Below are 13,039 nucleotides of genomic sequence, written 5' to 3' on the forward strand. Positions count from 1 at the left end.
CCGCGAGCGTGCGGGGTGCGCGGGGCGCGGGCCCCGTCGAGAGCCCGGTCGAGGTTGGCGTTGAACGCGCCGGAGTCGGCGCCGAGCCCGCCGCGGCGCCGCGAGCCCGCGGCGGCGATGACGTCACCGGCGACGGGATTGACGTTCAGTCCGCTCATGCTGTGACTCCCGCACTCGAAAGGTTGGCCGTGATCTTCCGTACGTAGTTCTGGGTCTCGGCGTACGGCGGAATGCCGTTGAAGCGGCGCACCGCCCCCGGACCCGCGTTGTAGGCGGCGAGGGCCAGCTCGGTGGAACCGAAGGTCCGCAGATGGTCGCGCATCAACCGAGCGGCGCCGTCGATGGCCTGGGCCGGGTCGAAGGAGTCGCGCACGCCGAGACCGCGGGCGGTGCCCGGCATCAGCTGCATGAGGCCGCGCGCCCCGGCGTGGCTGACCGCGCGGGTCTTGAAGTTGCTCTCCTGCTTGGCGATGGCCGCCAGCAGCTCGGCGGAGACCCCGTACTTGCGCTCCGCCTGCTCGAACATCGGCTGCAGGTAGGCGGGCGACTTGGCCAGCGGTCCGGCACCCGAGACCGCCCGGGTCGCCGCGGGAGCGGTGAATCCGGCGGTGCTCGCGACGGCCGGGGTCGCCACGGCCGGGCTCGGCAGCAGGCCGTCGACGCCCTGAGCGGCGGCGGCGGCCACCGCGGCACCCCAGGTGTCCGGTGCCGGGGTGGCGCCGGCCCAGCCACCGAGGGAGGAGCCGGTGCCCAGGGCCGCTGAGGCGGAGGCGAACTGAGCGCTGCGCGCCGCCTGCAACGCCTCGGCGGCCTGCGCAGCCGAGGTTGTGGACTGGGTGGCGGCGCGTGCGGACGCGGGTGACGCCACGGAGGAGGCCGCGACGTCGCTGCCCTCGGGCAGGTAGCGCCGGATGGTCGTGGGCGTGCGGTACACCGAGTCGATACTGACGTTCCGGCCGCGCCGGGGCGCGTGGATCATCTTGTTGTCGCCCAGGTACATCGTCACGTGGGTCGCGGGCTCGCCGAAGAACAGCAGGTCACCGGGCTTGGCGTCGGCCAGGGAGCCGATGCGCGTGCCGACCTTCTGCTGGTCTCGGGCAACTCGCGGCAGGTCGACGCCGTGCTGGCGGTAGACGAGTTGGGTGAATCCGGAGCAGTCGAGGCCGACGTTGGGGTTGGTGCCGCCCCAGACGTAGGGGATGCCGAGGTACTTCTTGGCGGTCGCGATGAGGCGGTCGGTGCGAGCGACCCCGGCGACCGAGTCGACGGGATCGACGGAGCCGGTCGGCGCCGGCCCCGAGACGGGCGCCACCGGCGCGACGCCCTCGGAAGAGGATGCGGGCGTGCGGGTCGAGGCGGGCACGGGCGGCGGTTCGGCCACGGCCTGCTGGCCCCCGGGCTTCCACTCGATGTCGCCGGGCCCGGACTGCGGCGACCACACGAACGGGGCGTCCAAGGTGGCGGGCGCGGCGTTGACGGCGGCGATGGCGGAGGCCTTGGCCAGGGACGCCCCGAACGATCCGGCCGAGCTGCCGGAGCTCGAGGCCGAGGTCGCCGTCGACATGGCGGTGTTCGAGCCGCCGGAGACACCGTTGGAGGACGCCGCGGAGGCCCCAGAGGCCCCGGCGAACCGGGCCTGCAGCTCCTGGACCCGCGCCTGGGCAGACGCGATCCCGGTTACCTCGACAGTCATCGATCTCCCAGTGCTCGTACGCGCTTACCTGCCATGCTCTCTTCGGCAGTGCGCTGATCGGCGGCAAGCATTTCGGCCTCCCGCGCCTCCTTGGCTCGGTCGACGAGCTTCTCCAAACCCTGGGTGCGCATCGAGGCCAGGCGGGTGGCCTCCACCGCGACCGTCCTTGCTTCCCCGGTCTTTTCGACCTCCGCGCGACCCCAGCCCACGCCCTGCGCGGCGAACTGGGTGTGAGCCAGGCGACGCTGGAACGCGGACACGTCCATCTCGCCATCCGGTACCGCGACGGTCTGGCTGAAGTGCTCGTGGCGCGACTCCAGGTCGGTCTGCGCGGCGCGGTGCGCGTGGTTGGCGCCGGCGAGGGCGGCCTTGGCCTTGTCCTCCTCGATGCGGCGGACCCGCAGGAGGGTGTCGTAGGGGGTGCGAAAGCGCGCCATGAGCCGGTCCCGCGTCAGCCCGGCAGCGAGCCGTCGGCGGCGATGGCGTGCAACGCGGCCCAGCTCAGTTGCGCGGGGGTCAGGTCTTCCATGTCTTGGCGCAGGAAGCCGTCGATGACGTCGGCCTGGCGCAGCGACCGGTCCACCAGGGGGTTGGAGCCGGCGACGTAGGCACCGATGTCGATGAGGTCCTTGGCGTCGCGTCGGGCCGCCATGAGCCGGCGCACCGTGATCGCGTCGCCGCGCTGCTCGCGGGAGGTGAGGGCGTTGTTGGCGCGGCTGATCGACTCGAGCACGTCGATGGCCGGAAAGTGGCCCTGGGTGGCGAGCTTGCGGGAGAGCACGATGTGTCCGTCGAGGATCGAGCGGACGTTGTCGGCGATGGGGTCGTTGAGGTCGTCACCGTCGACCAGCACTGTGTACAGACCGGTGATCGAGCCGGTCTTGGCCATGCCGGCCCGCTCCAGCAGCCGCGGCATGAGCCCGAAGACGCTCGGCGGATAGCCGCGCGTCGCCGGCGGCTCCCCCGAGGCCAGGCCGACCTCGCGCTGGGCCATCGCAACACGCGTCACCGAGTCCATACACAGCACGACGTCCAGGCCCTGGTCGCGGAACCACTCGGCGATCCGGGTGGCGGTCGAGGCCGCGCGCAGCCGCACGAGCGCCGGCTCGTCGGAGGTGGCGACGACGACGACGGAGCGGGCCAGCCCCTCCGGTCCCAGGTCGCCCTCGACGAATTCGCGCACCTCGCGGCCGCGCTCGCCGACGAGGGCGAGCACGCAGACGGGCGCCTCGCAGCCGCGCACGATCATCGACAGCAGGCTCGACTTGCCGACGCCGGAGCCGGCGAAGATGCCCAGACGCTGGCCGCGCCCGCACGGCACGAGGGTGTCGATGGCGCGCACCCCCAGCGGCATCGGGGTGCCGATGCGTTCGCGCTCCATGGCCCGCGGCGGGGTGCCGTCGGTGGTCACGAGGGAGACGTTGCGCAGCGGCCCGGCGCCGTCCATCGGCCGCCCGAGCGCGTCGACGACGCGGCCGAGCATCCCGTGGCCCACCGGCACTCGCAGCGCGCCGCCGGTGGCTCGCACGGGGTTGCCGGCGCGGATGCCGCGCAGGTCCGAGATCGGCATGCAGGAGGCGTGGTGGGCGTGCAGGGCGACGACCTCGGCCATCACGGGCCCGTCGTCACCGAGAATCTGCACGGCCTCGCCGACCGCGAGCTCGAGGCCGGCGACGTCGATGCTCAGGCCGACAGCGCTGACGACCCGGCCGCTGACCAGCGGCCGGGCGGCGGTGCGCAGCTGCTCGAGCAGGCCGTTCACGGGTTCAGCACCGCGCGCACGCGCTCCAGGCCACCGGTGATCGAGGCCTCGACCTCCAGGTTGTCGGCCTCGGCGGTCGCGTCGCCGCGGGCGATGGCCGGGTCGGGCAGCAGGCGCGTGACCTGCCAGTCGGTGAGGCCGTCGGTGAACTCGGTGACGAGCGCGACGTCGGCGGGGTTCATCCGCAGCGACACCCGCACGTTGCGCGGGATGCAGCCCAGGGCGCGCAGCACGGCGTCCTTGGCGGCGCAGTCCGCCACCTCCAGGTGGTGCCCCACCAGCTCCTCGGCGATGTCGACGGCCATGCCCGAGATGAGGTCGCGCATCTCGTCCACGCGCGGGGCCTGGTAGTCCAGGGCCGCGGCGACGGCGATCTCCAGCGCGCCGAGCAGCTCGACGAGCCGCTCCTGCCGAGCGCCGCGCTCCTGCGCGTCGAGCTCGAGCAGCGCCTCCTTCTGCGCCTCGAGCAGCTCCAGTCCCTCGCGGCGCCCGTCCTCGAAGCCCGCGGCGTGCCCGTCGGCGTAGCCCGCCTTGCGGGCCTCCTCGCAGGCATGCTCGACGACGGCCTGCATGTGCGGATCGACCAGGCGCGGGTCGGCGACGCCGAAGGCGGCGAGGTGGTTGGTGCTCAGGTCGCCGGTCATCCGCGCCGGACGCACCCGCCCGGCCAGGTCGTCGGCCCGCAGCACGTAGCCGGGGGCGACGGCGCTGCGCATCGAGTTAGGCAACGAACTCATCTCCACCGCCGCGGGCCACGACGATCTCGCCGGCCTCCTCCAGCATGCGGATCTGGCGGATGACGACGGCCTGGGCCTCCTCGACCTGCTTGAGGCGCACGGGGCCGAGGATGCTGATCTCGTCGGCCAACGACAGGGCGGCCCGCTCGGACATGTTGCGGGTGATCTTCTCCCGCACGTCGTCGCGCACCCCCTTGAGGGCGACGGCCAGGTCTTTGGAGTCGACCTTGCGCAGCACGACCTGGATCGCACGATCCTCCAGGCCCACGATGTCCTCGAACATGAACATGTGCGCGCGCACCTCTTCGGCCAGCTCGAGGTCGCGCTTCTCCAGACCCTCGAGGATGAGCCGCTCGGTGGTGCGGTCGGACTGGTTGATGATCTCGACGAGCGGCTTGAGCCCGCCGACGGTCGTGGTGTCGTTGGCCTGCACGAGCGTCGACAGGCGCCGCTCGAGGTGGGCCTCGACCTGCTTGACGATCTCGGGGCTGGTGCGGTCCATGATCGCCAGCCGGTGCGCGACCTCGGCCTGCATGTCGGGCGAGAGGCCGGAGAGGATGATCGCGGCCTGCTCGGCCGGCATGTGGGCCAGCACCAGGGTGATCGTCTGCGGGTGCTCGTCCTGCAGGTAGCTCAGCACCAGCTTGGCGTCGACGTGCCGCAGGAACTCGAACGGCATGTCGACCAGGGAGGCCGACAGGCGGCCCATGACCTCGCTCGCCTTGTCCTGCCCCATCGTGGCGACGAGGATCTCCTCGGCAAAGCCGATGCCGCCCTGCACGTAGTACTGGCGGGCCTTGGCGAGCTGGCGGAACTCCTCCAGCACGTCGTCGAGGGTGTCGACGTCCACGCTCTCCAGGCGCGCGATCTCGGCGGTCAACGCCTCGACCTCCGCCTCACGCAGGGTCTTCATGATGGCCGCGCTGTGGTCGCGGCCGAGCTGGACGAGCAGGATGGCGGCCTTGCGTAGGCCGGTCATCGTGGAGACGGCGGTCACCGGTCAGCTCCGTTCCGTGATCCAGCCGCGCAGCAGCCGGGCGACCTCGTCGGGGTTCTCCTCGACGAGCTTGCTGATCTCCGCGCGGGCCTCGACCCGCGCCTGGCTCTGCGGATCGACGGGGGTGGCCTCGAGCACCCGCAGCGCGTCGTCGCTGTCGAGTTCGAACTCCGCCGGGTGACCCGACGGGCCGGCCTCGATGGCCGCGGCGCCGGGGGCGCCGGGCAGCTCGGGCAGCATCGGCCCGTCGACGGACTGCAGCTCGCCGATCTCGACGGTGCGGGTGCGCTTGCGGTTGGTGCGGAAGCCGATGAGCAGCGCCAGCAGCAGCAGCAGACCCAGACCGATGTTCTTGGCCAGTTGGATCAGCTCGTCCTGGCGGGCCTGGGCTTCCGCCTCCGCGGCGGAGGCGGCGGCGGCCTGGGCGGCGGCGGTGTCGAACGGGATCTTGGCGACCGAGCACACGTCACCGCGTTCGGCGTTGATACCGGCGGCCCCGCAGACGGCGGCCTGGATCGGCCCCAGCGGGGTGGCTCCGGTGGTGCGGGAGTCCAGCAGCACCGAGACGTTGAGTCGCTGCACCTGCCCGGCGGTGCCGTCGCGGTAGCTCTGGCGGGTGCCGTAGGGGTTGATGGACTTCTCGCCGGTCTTCTCGTACTCGCTGTTCGAGGCGCCGGCGTTGACGTTGGACACCGGGATGTTGTCGGGGCCGAGCACGCCCCCGACGGGCGTCTGACCGGTGCCGTTGTACAGCTCCCGGGTCGTGTCGGTCTGCAGCGGCGGGGCGCCGGCCTGCGGCTGGATGTACTCGTTCGTCCACTCCTTGGTGTTGGAGAAGTCGAGGTCCGCGCGCACGGCGACGGTCGAGTTGCCGGGGCCGACAGTCTTGTCCAGCAGGCCCTGGATCTGGGAGCTGATGCCCGACTGGTAGGCGCCCTGCTGGGCGACCCGCTGCTCGCTCATGCCGGAGCCGCTGATGCCCTGGGCCGACAGCAGCTTGCCGGTGCTGTCGGTGACCGTCACGTTGTTGGGGCTCAGCTTGGGCACCGACGAGGAGACGAGGTGGGTGATCGCCTCGACCTGCCCGCCGGTCAGGGCCTGGTTGGGTCGCGGTTGGATCATCACGGCGGCGGTGGTGGGGGCCTGGTCGCGCACGAAGACGTCGGGCTCGGGCAGGGCGAGCTGCACGTTGGCGCTCTGCACCGCCTCGATGGTCTCGATGGACTTCTTCAGTTCGCCCTCGGTGGCGCGCTTGATGAGCACGCGCTGCTGGGCGTCGGAGGTGGTCATCGGGGCGTTCTCGACGAGCGCGTAGCCGTCCTGCTGGTTGATCGAGGCCGGCAGCCCCTCGGCGGCCAGGTCAAGGCGCAGTCGGGGCGCTTGATCGCGCGGCACCTGGATGACCGTGCCCTCGGCGTTCAGCTCGGTGCGCACGCCGCGACCGTTCAGCGATTGCATGACGGCGCTGGCGTCGGACTGCGAGAGCGGCTGGGCGTACAGCGGGGCCATGGCCGGCCGGCTGACGTAGTTGAAGAAGACGATGCCGCCGATGATCGCGACGACGATCGCGATGACGGTCACGGCCCGCTGCCCCGGGGTGAACCCCGTGAAGGAGCTGCGGACCCGCGTGAAGACCTGCTGGAACCGCTGGGTCCTCACAACGGCATCCGCATGATCTCGTTGAACGACTCGACCATCTTGTTACGCACGTTGACCACAAGGCTCGTGGCGACGCCCGACTGGTTGGCGGCGATCGTGTACTCGTGGATGTCGCGCAGGTCGCCCGTGGCGGCCTTGATGGCCAGGCCGTCGGTGCGCTGCTGCATCGCGGACAGGTCCATGAGCTTGTCGGCCAGCACCTGTCCGAACGACTGCACGCTCTGCGCGCCGCCGACGTTCGGGGTGTCCAGGGAGGTGCGCGCGACGTTCGCGGCCACACCGTAGGCGGGGTTGATGCCGAAGCCGGGCGCGATGCCGAATCCGGAGGGGCTGGGGATAGGGGCGATGCTCACTTACCGATTCCGATCGCTGCTTCATAGGTCTGCTTGGCCCGCTCGGCGACGTTGATGTTCGCCTGGTACGCCCGCTGCGCGAGCATGAGGCCGGCCATCTGGTCACCGAGGTTCATCTTGGGGACGCGCACGCGGCCCTCGGCGTCGGCCAGCGGGTGGCCGGGCATGAGGACGATCTGGCCGTTGGGGTCGCCCCACATGTTGCCCGCGACATAGGCGCCCTTGGGCTCGCCGTAGGAGATGGCCCGGGCGATGACGTAGCGCTCCTGGAAGGCCGCCTCGTCGACGCGCGAGACGTTGTTCATGTTGGCGATGTTGTCGGCGACCGCGTCCAGCCACTTGCGGTTCGTCGTCAGCCCGGAGTCCGCGATGTTCATCGCATCGAACATGCTCATGGCTACTGACCCGTGATCGAGGTGCGCAGGCCGTTGAACTTGTTGGTCAACGCCAGGGTGATCACCTGGGTGCTCAGCACGGTCTGCTGGCCCGCCAGGGTCTCCTCGTCGATGTTGACGTTGCTGCCGTTGACCCGGGTCGGCTCGAGGGAGCGGGCCGTGGCCACCTGGGTCGCCAGCGGGTTCTCGCCATTGGCCACCGCGGTGCGCAGGGCCGACTCGAAATCGACCTTGCCGGCCAGGAAGCCGGGGGTCTCGATGTTCGCGAGGTTGTCCGCGATCGTGCGCTGCCGCAGGGCCAGGCCGGACATGGCCTGTTGCAACACCCGCGTCGTCACGTCGGAAGCGATCTCCATGTGATGGGTCCCCTCGGGGCGAGTAGAACTGGGCAGAAGATGCGGGCGAAGTGCGCGCCGCGCGGGCCGTCCCTGGCGTCCTGCCTCATCGGCCGACCCCGCCCCCTCCTGAGGGCCTTGCGCCGGGCATACCGACCGTGCTTCGTCGCAGGTCAGCGCAGCAATCTTGCAATCTCTTGACCTAGGTGTCGAGCGCTGTTGCAGCGCACCGAAATCCGGCTGGACAGCGCGCCGCCGGCCCCTGGTGCAGGGGCCGGCGACGGGCATCGTGTTACGCGGATCTCAGCGGGGGCGGTACACGGTGGCGCGCCCGATGGTCTGACGCTCCCACCCGGCGTCGTCGATGTTCATCGTCGTCTCAGCGCCGCCGAGGAAGAGGTAGCCGTCGGGTCGAATGACCTTCTTGAGCCCCTGCAGGATGCGGCGCTTGACGTCGACATCGAAATAGATGAGCACGTTGCGCAGAAAGACGATGTCCATCTGCGGCATCGGCGGCATCGGCTCGGCGAGGTTGACGAAGCGGGTCTCGATCATCGCCCGCAGCCGGCTGTCGATCTGGTAGTTCATGCCGTGCCGGGCGAAATACCGCACGAGCAACGGGGCCGGCAGGCCGCGGTTGACCTCGAACTGGTTGTAGATGCCCTCCTTGGTGCGCTGCAGCATCTTGGTGTCGATGTCCGTGGCCACCAACCGCACCCGCCAGCTGGGGTCGGCACCGATGAGCTCCTGGATGAGCATCGCCACCGTGTACGGCTCCTGCCCGGAGCTGCACGCGGCGCACCAGATGCTCAGCGAGCGCTCCTTGCCGCGAGAGACGAGCAGGTCGGGCAGGATCGTGTTCGACAGCGCCATGAACGGGTGGCCGTCGCGAAAGAAGCTCGTCTCGTTGGTCGTCATGGCCTCGACGACCTCGTCGCGCAGGGCGCCGTTGGGCGCCGCCCGCAACTGCCGCACGAGGTCCTCGACGCTGGCGTCCCCGCGTTGCCGCGCCAGGGTCACCAGGCGCGACTCGATGAGGTACTCCTTGCTGCGGTCCAGCACGATGGCCGAACGTCGTCGCACGACATCGCTGATGAAGTCGACATCGCTGCCACTGATGCTCATGCGCGCACGCTCCTCGTACTGCTGGCTCCCCCGGAGCGGCTGGCGACCCGGGCGACGATGGCTTCGGCGATCTTGCCCAGCGGCAGGACTTCGCACTTCAGGCCGGCGTGGACGGCGGCGCCGGGCATACCCCAGACCACCGAGGTGGCCTCGTCCTGCACGATGAGCGAACCGCCCGCGTGAATGATGTGCTCGGCGCCGCGATGCCCGTCGGCGCCCATGCCGGTCATGATGACGGCCAGGGTGTTGCCGCCGTAGACCTCGTTGACCGAGCGGAACATCGGGTCGACCGCCGGCCGGCAGTAGTTTTCCTGCGGGCCCTGATCGAGGGTGGCGACGACGCCGCCCTGCTTGCGGACCAAGCGCATGTGGTAGTCGCCGGGAGCGATGAGCACCTTGCCCGGCTCCACCGGCTCCCCGTTCTTGGCCTCGACGACCCGCAGCCGCGACTTGCTGTCGAGCCGCTGCGCAAACAACTGTGTGAAGACCGGCGGCATGTGCTGCGTGACGACGATCGGCACCGACAGGCCGCCGGGCAGGCTCGAGAGCACCTGGGTGAGCGCGTCGGGCCCGCCGGTGGAGATGCCGATGGCCACGATGTCGACCCGGCCGGTGGGGGTGGCCGCCGTGCCGCTGGGCGTGGGGCCGGCCTGCGGGGCCGCCCCGGGCACCGCGAGCCGACTGGCGCCCGGAGGCGGAGGCGGACCGCCGAACGCGGGCCGGGCCCGCGGCGCGATCGGGGCGCGCCCGGTCAGCGACTTGATCTTGGGGATGAGCTGGCTGCGCACCGCCTCCATCGACTCGGCGATCGAGCCGACGTTGGCCGGCTTGGTGACGTAGTCGCTGGCGCCCCGCTCGAGGGCGTCCAGGGTGGCCCCGGCGCCGCGCTCGGTCAGCGTGGAGAACATGATGATGGGCATCTTGCTCTGCCGCTTGCGCAGCTCGACGAGGGTCTGCAGGCCGTCCATGATCGGCATCTCGATGTCGAGCGTCATGATGTCGGGCTTGAGGGTGGGGATCTTGTCGATGGCGTTCTTGCCGTTGACGGCCGTGCCGACGACCTCGATCTCGGGGTCACCGGAGAGCACGTCGGTGATGAGGCGCCGCAACACCACCGAGTCGTCGGTGACCAGCACGCGGATGGGGGCCGGCATCAGAGCAGCCCCAGCATGGCCAGCTTGTCCTCGATGATCTCCGGCGTGAAGGGTTTGATGACGTACTCGTGCGCCCCGGCGGCCAAGGCGCGGACGATATTGGCCTGCTCGGCCTCCGTGGTCACCATCATGAGCGTGATGTCGCGCCACTCGCGATGCTTGCGGACCTCGACGATGAACTCGAGGCCGTTCATCACGGGCATGTTCCAGTCAATGAGGCAGACATCCGGCTTGGGCCCGGCCTGGACCGCGTCCAGCGCCTCTTGGCCGTCCCCCGCGGACGACACCTCGAAACCGAGCTGCTCCATCGTCCGGGTCAAGATGGTGCGCATCGCTCGGGAATCGTCGATCACGAGTGCTCGCATGTCGTCCTCTTCGCTGCACAGATAGGGGGGCACTTGGCTCATCGACCGAGCGCGCTTGGTTCTCAAGCAGTCCGCACCGGCATCCCGACCGGCCGCATCGTCGGCCACGCACCGATGCCCGCGGGTTGCCGCGGGCACCGGATTTGAACACGCGTTGGGATGAGGTGGCGTAGGTCTTGCAGGTGGTTCAGAACGGGATGACCACGCCGATGGCGCCGCGACCGTAGCCGTCGACGTCGAGGTTGAAGTCGGCCCGCTTACCCAGGCCCCGCAGCATCTTGGCGGCGTTGGTCGGAATGACCGAGCCGGGCTGGAAGACGGAGCTGAGTTTGAGGTGATCTTCGGGGGCTCCCTCGTTGAACAGGGAGCTGAAGATGTTCATCACCTCGTAGAAGTTGTCGTAGAGCGCCGCTGGCAGCTCACGATTTTCGATGGCCGTGTCGGCCCCCGTCTTGGGCACGAGACCCAAGGCGGCGCCGGCCCGGGCGGAAAGCTCGAGGTCGGCGGCGACAAGGGCCTTGACGTCGGCGTTCCCGTCGACGTAGAGCCCGACGCAGCAGGCGCGTCGTGCGGTGGGGACGACCGGCTCACTCATGGGTGAGATCTCGACATCACGCCCGAGCAGGCTCTCGAAGAGGTCCTTGATGGGTTTTGGGTCGGGGATCTGGGTCACCATGGCGGGTCGGAGGAGTCGGGTGCCGCGGCGGTCAGCCGAAGACCGGCTTGAGCGCCTCGGAGAACATGTCCGCGGTGAACGGCTTGGCGATGAGGAACAGGGCGCCGGAGTCGGCAGCCTGCTGACGCATCGCGTCCGAACCCTCGGAGGTCACGAACCCGAAGGTGACATTGTTGCCGTCGGCGCGCAGCGCCTGCAGGAAATCGATGCCGTTCATGTTCGGCATATTCCAGTCCGAAAGCACCAGGTCGGGGTTGAGCTCCTTGACCTTGGCCAGGCCCTCGGCGCCGTCCTCACATTCGGTGATGTCGGCGCTGTCGTACCCGGCCTGTCGCAGGGTGCGGACGACGATCATGCGCATAGCGCGGCTGTCGTCGGCGACTACAACCTTCACGGTCTTCTCTCTTTCGCTGGGTGGGGGTTTGGGAGTCGTATTTACAGATTGGGGAGCGGACCGTAGGTCGGCACGGGCTCAGGCCCGCTGCGGACGGTTCCACACGGACACGAGCACGGGGTGCTCGCCGGAAAGGAAGGCCTGACTCATGAGGATCTTGCCGCCGACGACCTTGAGGGTCGGGATGCGCCCGTGGGCGACGACCGGCACCGACAGCGTGCTCGGCTCGGGCAGCAGGCTCTTGATATTGCCGCCGACCATGTTGGTCAGCTCGCCGACCGCGTCCGCCACGTCGTCGTCGGAGATGTCGTCACCGTCGAGTCCGAACATTGCCGCCGCGACCGCCTTGGCCGCTGCCTCTTGCATTTCCATGCTGATGAGACAGTCGGTGGCGCCGCTGACGCCGACGGAACCGGCCACTGCCGGCACGTTGCCGTCGATATCGACCTCGACGGGCTCGACGTCGAGGCCGAGCATCGAAGTCCAAACCTCTTGGACGATCTGAGCGACGTCGTCGCTGGACAGGTGCATGCTCGGTCCTTCGTGAAGTCCTTCGCGGATAAGTCCGTCGGGCAGTGCGTCGACTGCGTGGGCCGACGGACCATCCGCAGGTTCGTTCGATAATTCGTTCGGCAACTGCGGCGCTACCGCCCGTTCGACCCGACCCTGGGTGGACACCCCCTTATCGGCGGCCCGCGTAGCAACTTGAGCTAAGCGTCTGCCAACCCCGTTGGGGCTGACCCCGATCCACGCCCTCGCGGGCGCGCCCCCGCGAGGGCGCGCGCGAAGGAGAGAGGTTCGCCGGTCCGGACCGGGCGCCGGTCGGGGGCCGATGCAGTGTGGCGGGACGAACTCTGGCTCAGATGAACGGGCTTGCCGCCGATGGGTCCAGCGATTGTCCCGATGGTGTCAAGGAGCGTGCCCATGGAAGGCATGGAGGAGATCGTCCAAGAGTTCTTGGTCGAATCCCATGAAAACCTCGATCAGCTCGACCAGGACCTGTTGGCCCTGGAGCGCGACCCGAATTCGCGTGAGTTGCTTTCGAGCATCTTCCGCACCCTGCACACGATCAAGGGCACCAGCGGATTTCTCGCGCTGCACACCCTTGAGCGGGTGGCGCACGCCGGCGAGAACCTGCTGAGCAAACTGCGCGACGGCGAGTTGATGCTCAACCCGACGATGGCCACCGTGTTGCTGGAGATGGTCGATGCCATCCGCAACCTGCTCGGACTCATCGAGCAGGACGGCAACGAGGGCACCGAGGAATACAACGAGCTGACGGTCAAGCTGCACGCCCTGCTCGAGGGCCGCGACCTGGCGACGCTCGAGGTTGCCGCGCCCGGCGAGGCGACGGCAGCCGCGGCCGAGGCGCAGGCCGTGGCCGAGACGGTCGC

16 protein-coding genes are annotated in these 13,039 nt (G+C 69.7%); 1 reads left to right on the top strand and 15 read right to left on the bottom strand.

Annotated elements, in window-relative coordinates:
* Positions 1 to 154: 154 nt before the first annotated feature.
* The 15 genes from KILIM_RS22890 to KILIM_RS20400 form a co-directional block, all read right to left on the bottom strand.
* Positions 155 to 1,693 carry a transglycosylase SLT domain-containing protein gene (locus tag KILIM_RS22890; protein WP_006594639.1) on the bottom strand — a complete coding sequence of 513 codons (1,539 nt, stop codon included), beginning with the start codon at positions 1,691 to 1,693 and terminating at the stop codon, positions 155 to 157.
* On the bottom strand, positions 1,690 to 2,130 hold the full coding sequence (locus tag KILIM_RS20335) for a flagellar FliJ family protein (protein WP_006594640.1): 441 nt from the start codon (positions 2,128 to 2,130) through the stop codon (positions 1,690 to 1,692). The genes KILIM_RS22890 and KILIM_RS20335 overlap by 4 nt, the downstream gene beginning before the upstream one ends.
* Before the next feature lie 14 nt (positions 2,131 to 2,144).
* Positions 2,145 to 3,455 carry a FliI/YscN family ATPase gene (locus KILIM_RS20340; protein WP_006594641.1) on the bottom strand — a complete coding sequence of 437 codons (1,311 nt, stop codon included), beginning with the start codon at positions 3,453 to 3,455 and terminating at the stop codon, positions 2,145 to 2,147.
* Positions 3,452 to 4,171 (bottom strand): FliH/SctL family protein, encoded by a 720-nt coding sequence (locus KILIM_RS20345; protein WP_006594642.1) that lies wholly within the window; start codon positions 4,169 to 4,171, stop codon positions 3,452 to 3,454. The genes KILIM_RS20340 and KILIM_RS20345 overlap by 4 nt, the downstream gene beginning before the upstream one ends.
* Positions 4,172 to 4,175: 4 nt before the next feature.
* A complete protein-coding gene (gene fliG / locus KILIM_RS20350) occupies positions 4,176 to 5,189 on the bottom strand; it encodes a flagellar motor switch protein FliG (RefSeq protein WP_006594643.1) in 1,014 nt (337 codons plus the stop codon).
* A 3-nt stretch (positions 5,190 to 5,192) separates the two neighbouring features.
* On the bottom strand, positions 5,193 to 6,848 hold the full coding sequence (gene fliF, locus KILIM_RS20355; RefSeq protein WP_006594644.1) for a flagellar basal-body MS-ring/collar protein FliF: 1,656 nt from the start codon (positions 6,846 to 6,848) through the stop codon (positions 5,193 to 5,195).
* Entirely contained in the window at positions 6,845 to 7,201 is a 357-nt protein-coding gene (gene fliE / locus KILIM_RS20360; protein ID WP_006594645.1) for a flagellar hook-basal body complex protein FliE, read from the bottom strand. Before fliE ends, fliF begins: the two co-directional genes overlap by 4 nt.
* The gene (locus tag KILIM_RS20365; RefSeq protein ID WP_006594646.1) at positions 7,198 to 7,596 is read right to left on the bottom strand and encodes a flagellar basal body rod protein FlgC; all 399 of its coding nucleotides are present in this window, start codon (positions 7,594 to 7,596) and stop codon (positions 7,198 to 7,200) included. The genes fliE and KILIM_RS20365 overlap by 4 nt, the downstream gene beginning before the upstream one ends.
* A 2-nt stretch (positions 7,597 to 7,598) precedes the next feature.
* Positions 7,599 to 7,952 carry a flagellar basal body rod protein FlgB gene (locus KILIM_RS20370; RefSeq protein ID WP_006594647.1) on the bottom strand — a complete coding sequence of 118 codons (354 nt, stop codon included), beginning with the start codon at positions 7,950 to 7,952 and terminating at the stop codon, positions 7,599 to 7,601.
* Positions 7,953 to 8,234: 282 nt separating this feature from the next.
* Positions 8,235 to 9,056: a CheR family methyltransferase gene (locus tag KILIM_RS20375; RefSeq protein WP_006594648.1), complete on the bottom strand. Its 822-nt coding sequence runs from the start codon at positions 9,054 to 9,056 to the stop codon at positions 8,235 to 8,237.
* Positions 9,053 to 10,210 carry a protein-glutamate methylesterase/protein-glutamine glutaminase gene (locus tag KILIM_RS20380; RefSeq protein ID WP_006594649.1) on the bottom strand — a complete coding sequence of 386 codons (1,158 nt, stop codon included), beginning with the start codon at positions 10,208 to 10,210 and terminating at the stop codon, positions 9,053 to 9,055. The genes KILIM_RS20375 and KILIM_RS20380 overlap by 4 nt, the downstream gene beginning before the upstream one ends.
* Positions 10,210 to 10,575 carry a response regulator gene (locus KILIM_RS20385; protein ID WP_040563977.1) on the bottom strand — a complete coding sequence of 122 codons (366 nt, stop codon included), beginning with the start codon at positions 10,573 to 10,575 and terminating at the stop codon, positions 10,210 to 10,212. The genes KILIM_RS20380 and KILIM_RS20385 overlap by 1 nt, the downstream gene beginning before the upstream one ends.
* Before the next feature lie 187 nt (positions 10,576 to 10,762).
* On the bottom strand, positions 10,763 to 11,251 hold the full coding sequence (locus KILIM_RS20390; protein ID WP_006594651.1) for a hypothetical protein: 489 nt from the start codon (positions 11,249 to 11,251) through the stop codon (positions 10,763 to 10,765).
* Positions 11,252 to 11,282: 31 nt separating this feature from the next.
* Positions 11,283 to 11,645, bottom strand: a complete 363-nt coding sequence (locus KILIM_RS20395; protein WP_006594652.1) for a response regulator — start codon at positions 11,643 to 11,645, stop codon at positions 11,283 to 11,285.
* A gap of 78 nt (positions 11,646 to 11,723) precedes the next feature.
* Positions 11,724 to 12,176, bottom strand: a complete 453-nt coding sequence (locus KILIM_RS20400; protein ID WP_006594653.1) for a chemotaxis protein CheX — start codon at positions 12,174 to 12,176, stop codon at positions 11,724 to 11,726.
* 393 nt (positions 12,177 to 12,569) lie between these two features.
* Between KILIM_RS20400 and KILIM_RS20405 the strand changes: the two genes are divergently transcribed.
* Positions 12,570 to 13,039 (top strand): Hpt domain-containing protein (locus KILIM_RS20405; RefSeq protein WP_006594654.1); only part of this gene is annotated, 470 nt, incomplete at its 3' end.

Origin of the sequence: Kineosphaera limosa NBRC 100340 (assembly GCF_000298215.1) — a bacterium.
Classification (GTDB): domain Bacteria; phylum Actinomycetota; class Actinomycetes; order Actinomycetales; family Dermatophilaceae; genus Kineosphaera; species Kineosphaera limosa.

Excerpts from the sequence above, each read along its gene's own strand:
- KILIM_RS22890 (WP_006594639.1), bottom strand. The coding sequence starts at position 1,693 with ATGACTGTCGAGGTAACCGGGATCGCGTCTGCCCAGGCGCGGGTCCAG.
- KILIM_RS20335 (WP_006594640.1), bottom strand. The coding sequence starts at position 2,130 with ATGGCGCGCTTTCGCACCCCCTACGACACCCTCCTGCGGGTCCGCCGC.
- KILIM_RS20345 (WP_006594642.1), bottom strand. The coding sequence starts at position 4,171 with ATGCGCAGCGCCGTCGCCCCCGGCTACGTGCTGCGGGCCGACGACCTG.
- KILIM_RS20365 (WP_006594646.1), bottom strand. The coding sequence starts at position 7,596 with ATGAGCATGTTCGATGCGATGAACATCGCGGACTCCGGGCTGACGACG.
- KILIM_RS20370 (WP_006594647.1), bottom strand. The coding sequence starts at position 7,952 with ATGGAGATCGCTTCCGACGTGACGACGCGGGTGTTGCAACAGGCCATG.
- KILIM_RS20375 (WP_006594648.1), bottom strand. The coding sequence starts at position 9,056 with ATGAGCATCAGTGGCAGCGATGTCGACTTCATCAGCGATGTCGTGCGA.
- KILIM_RS20380 (WP_006594649.1), bottom strand. The coding sequence starts at position 10,210 with ATGCCGGCCCCCATCCGCGTGCTGGTCACCGACGACTCGGTGGTGTTG.
- KILIM_RS20385 (WP_040563977.1), bottom strand. The coding sequence starts at position 10,575 with ATGCGAGCACTCGTGATCGACGATTCCCGAGCGATGCGCACCATCTTG.
- KILIM_RS20390 (WP_006594651.1), bottom strand. The coding sequence starts at position 11,251 with ATGGTGACCCAGATCCCCGACCCAAAACCCATCAAGGACCTCTTCGAG.
- KILIM_RS20400 (WP_006594653.1), bottom strand. The coding sequence starts at position 12,176 with ATGCACCTGTCCAGCGACGACGTCGCTCAGATCGTCCAAGAGGTTTGG.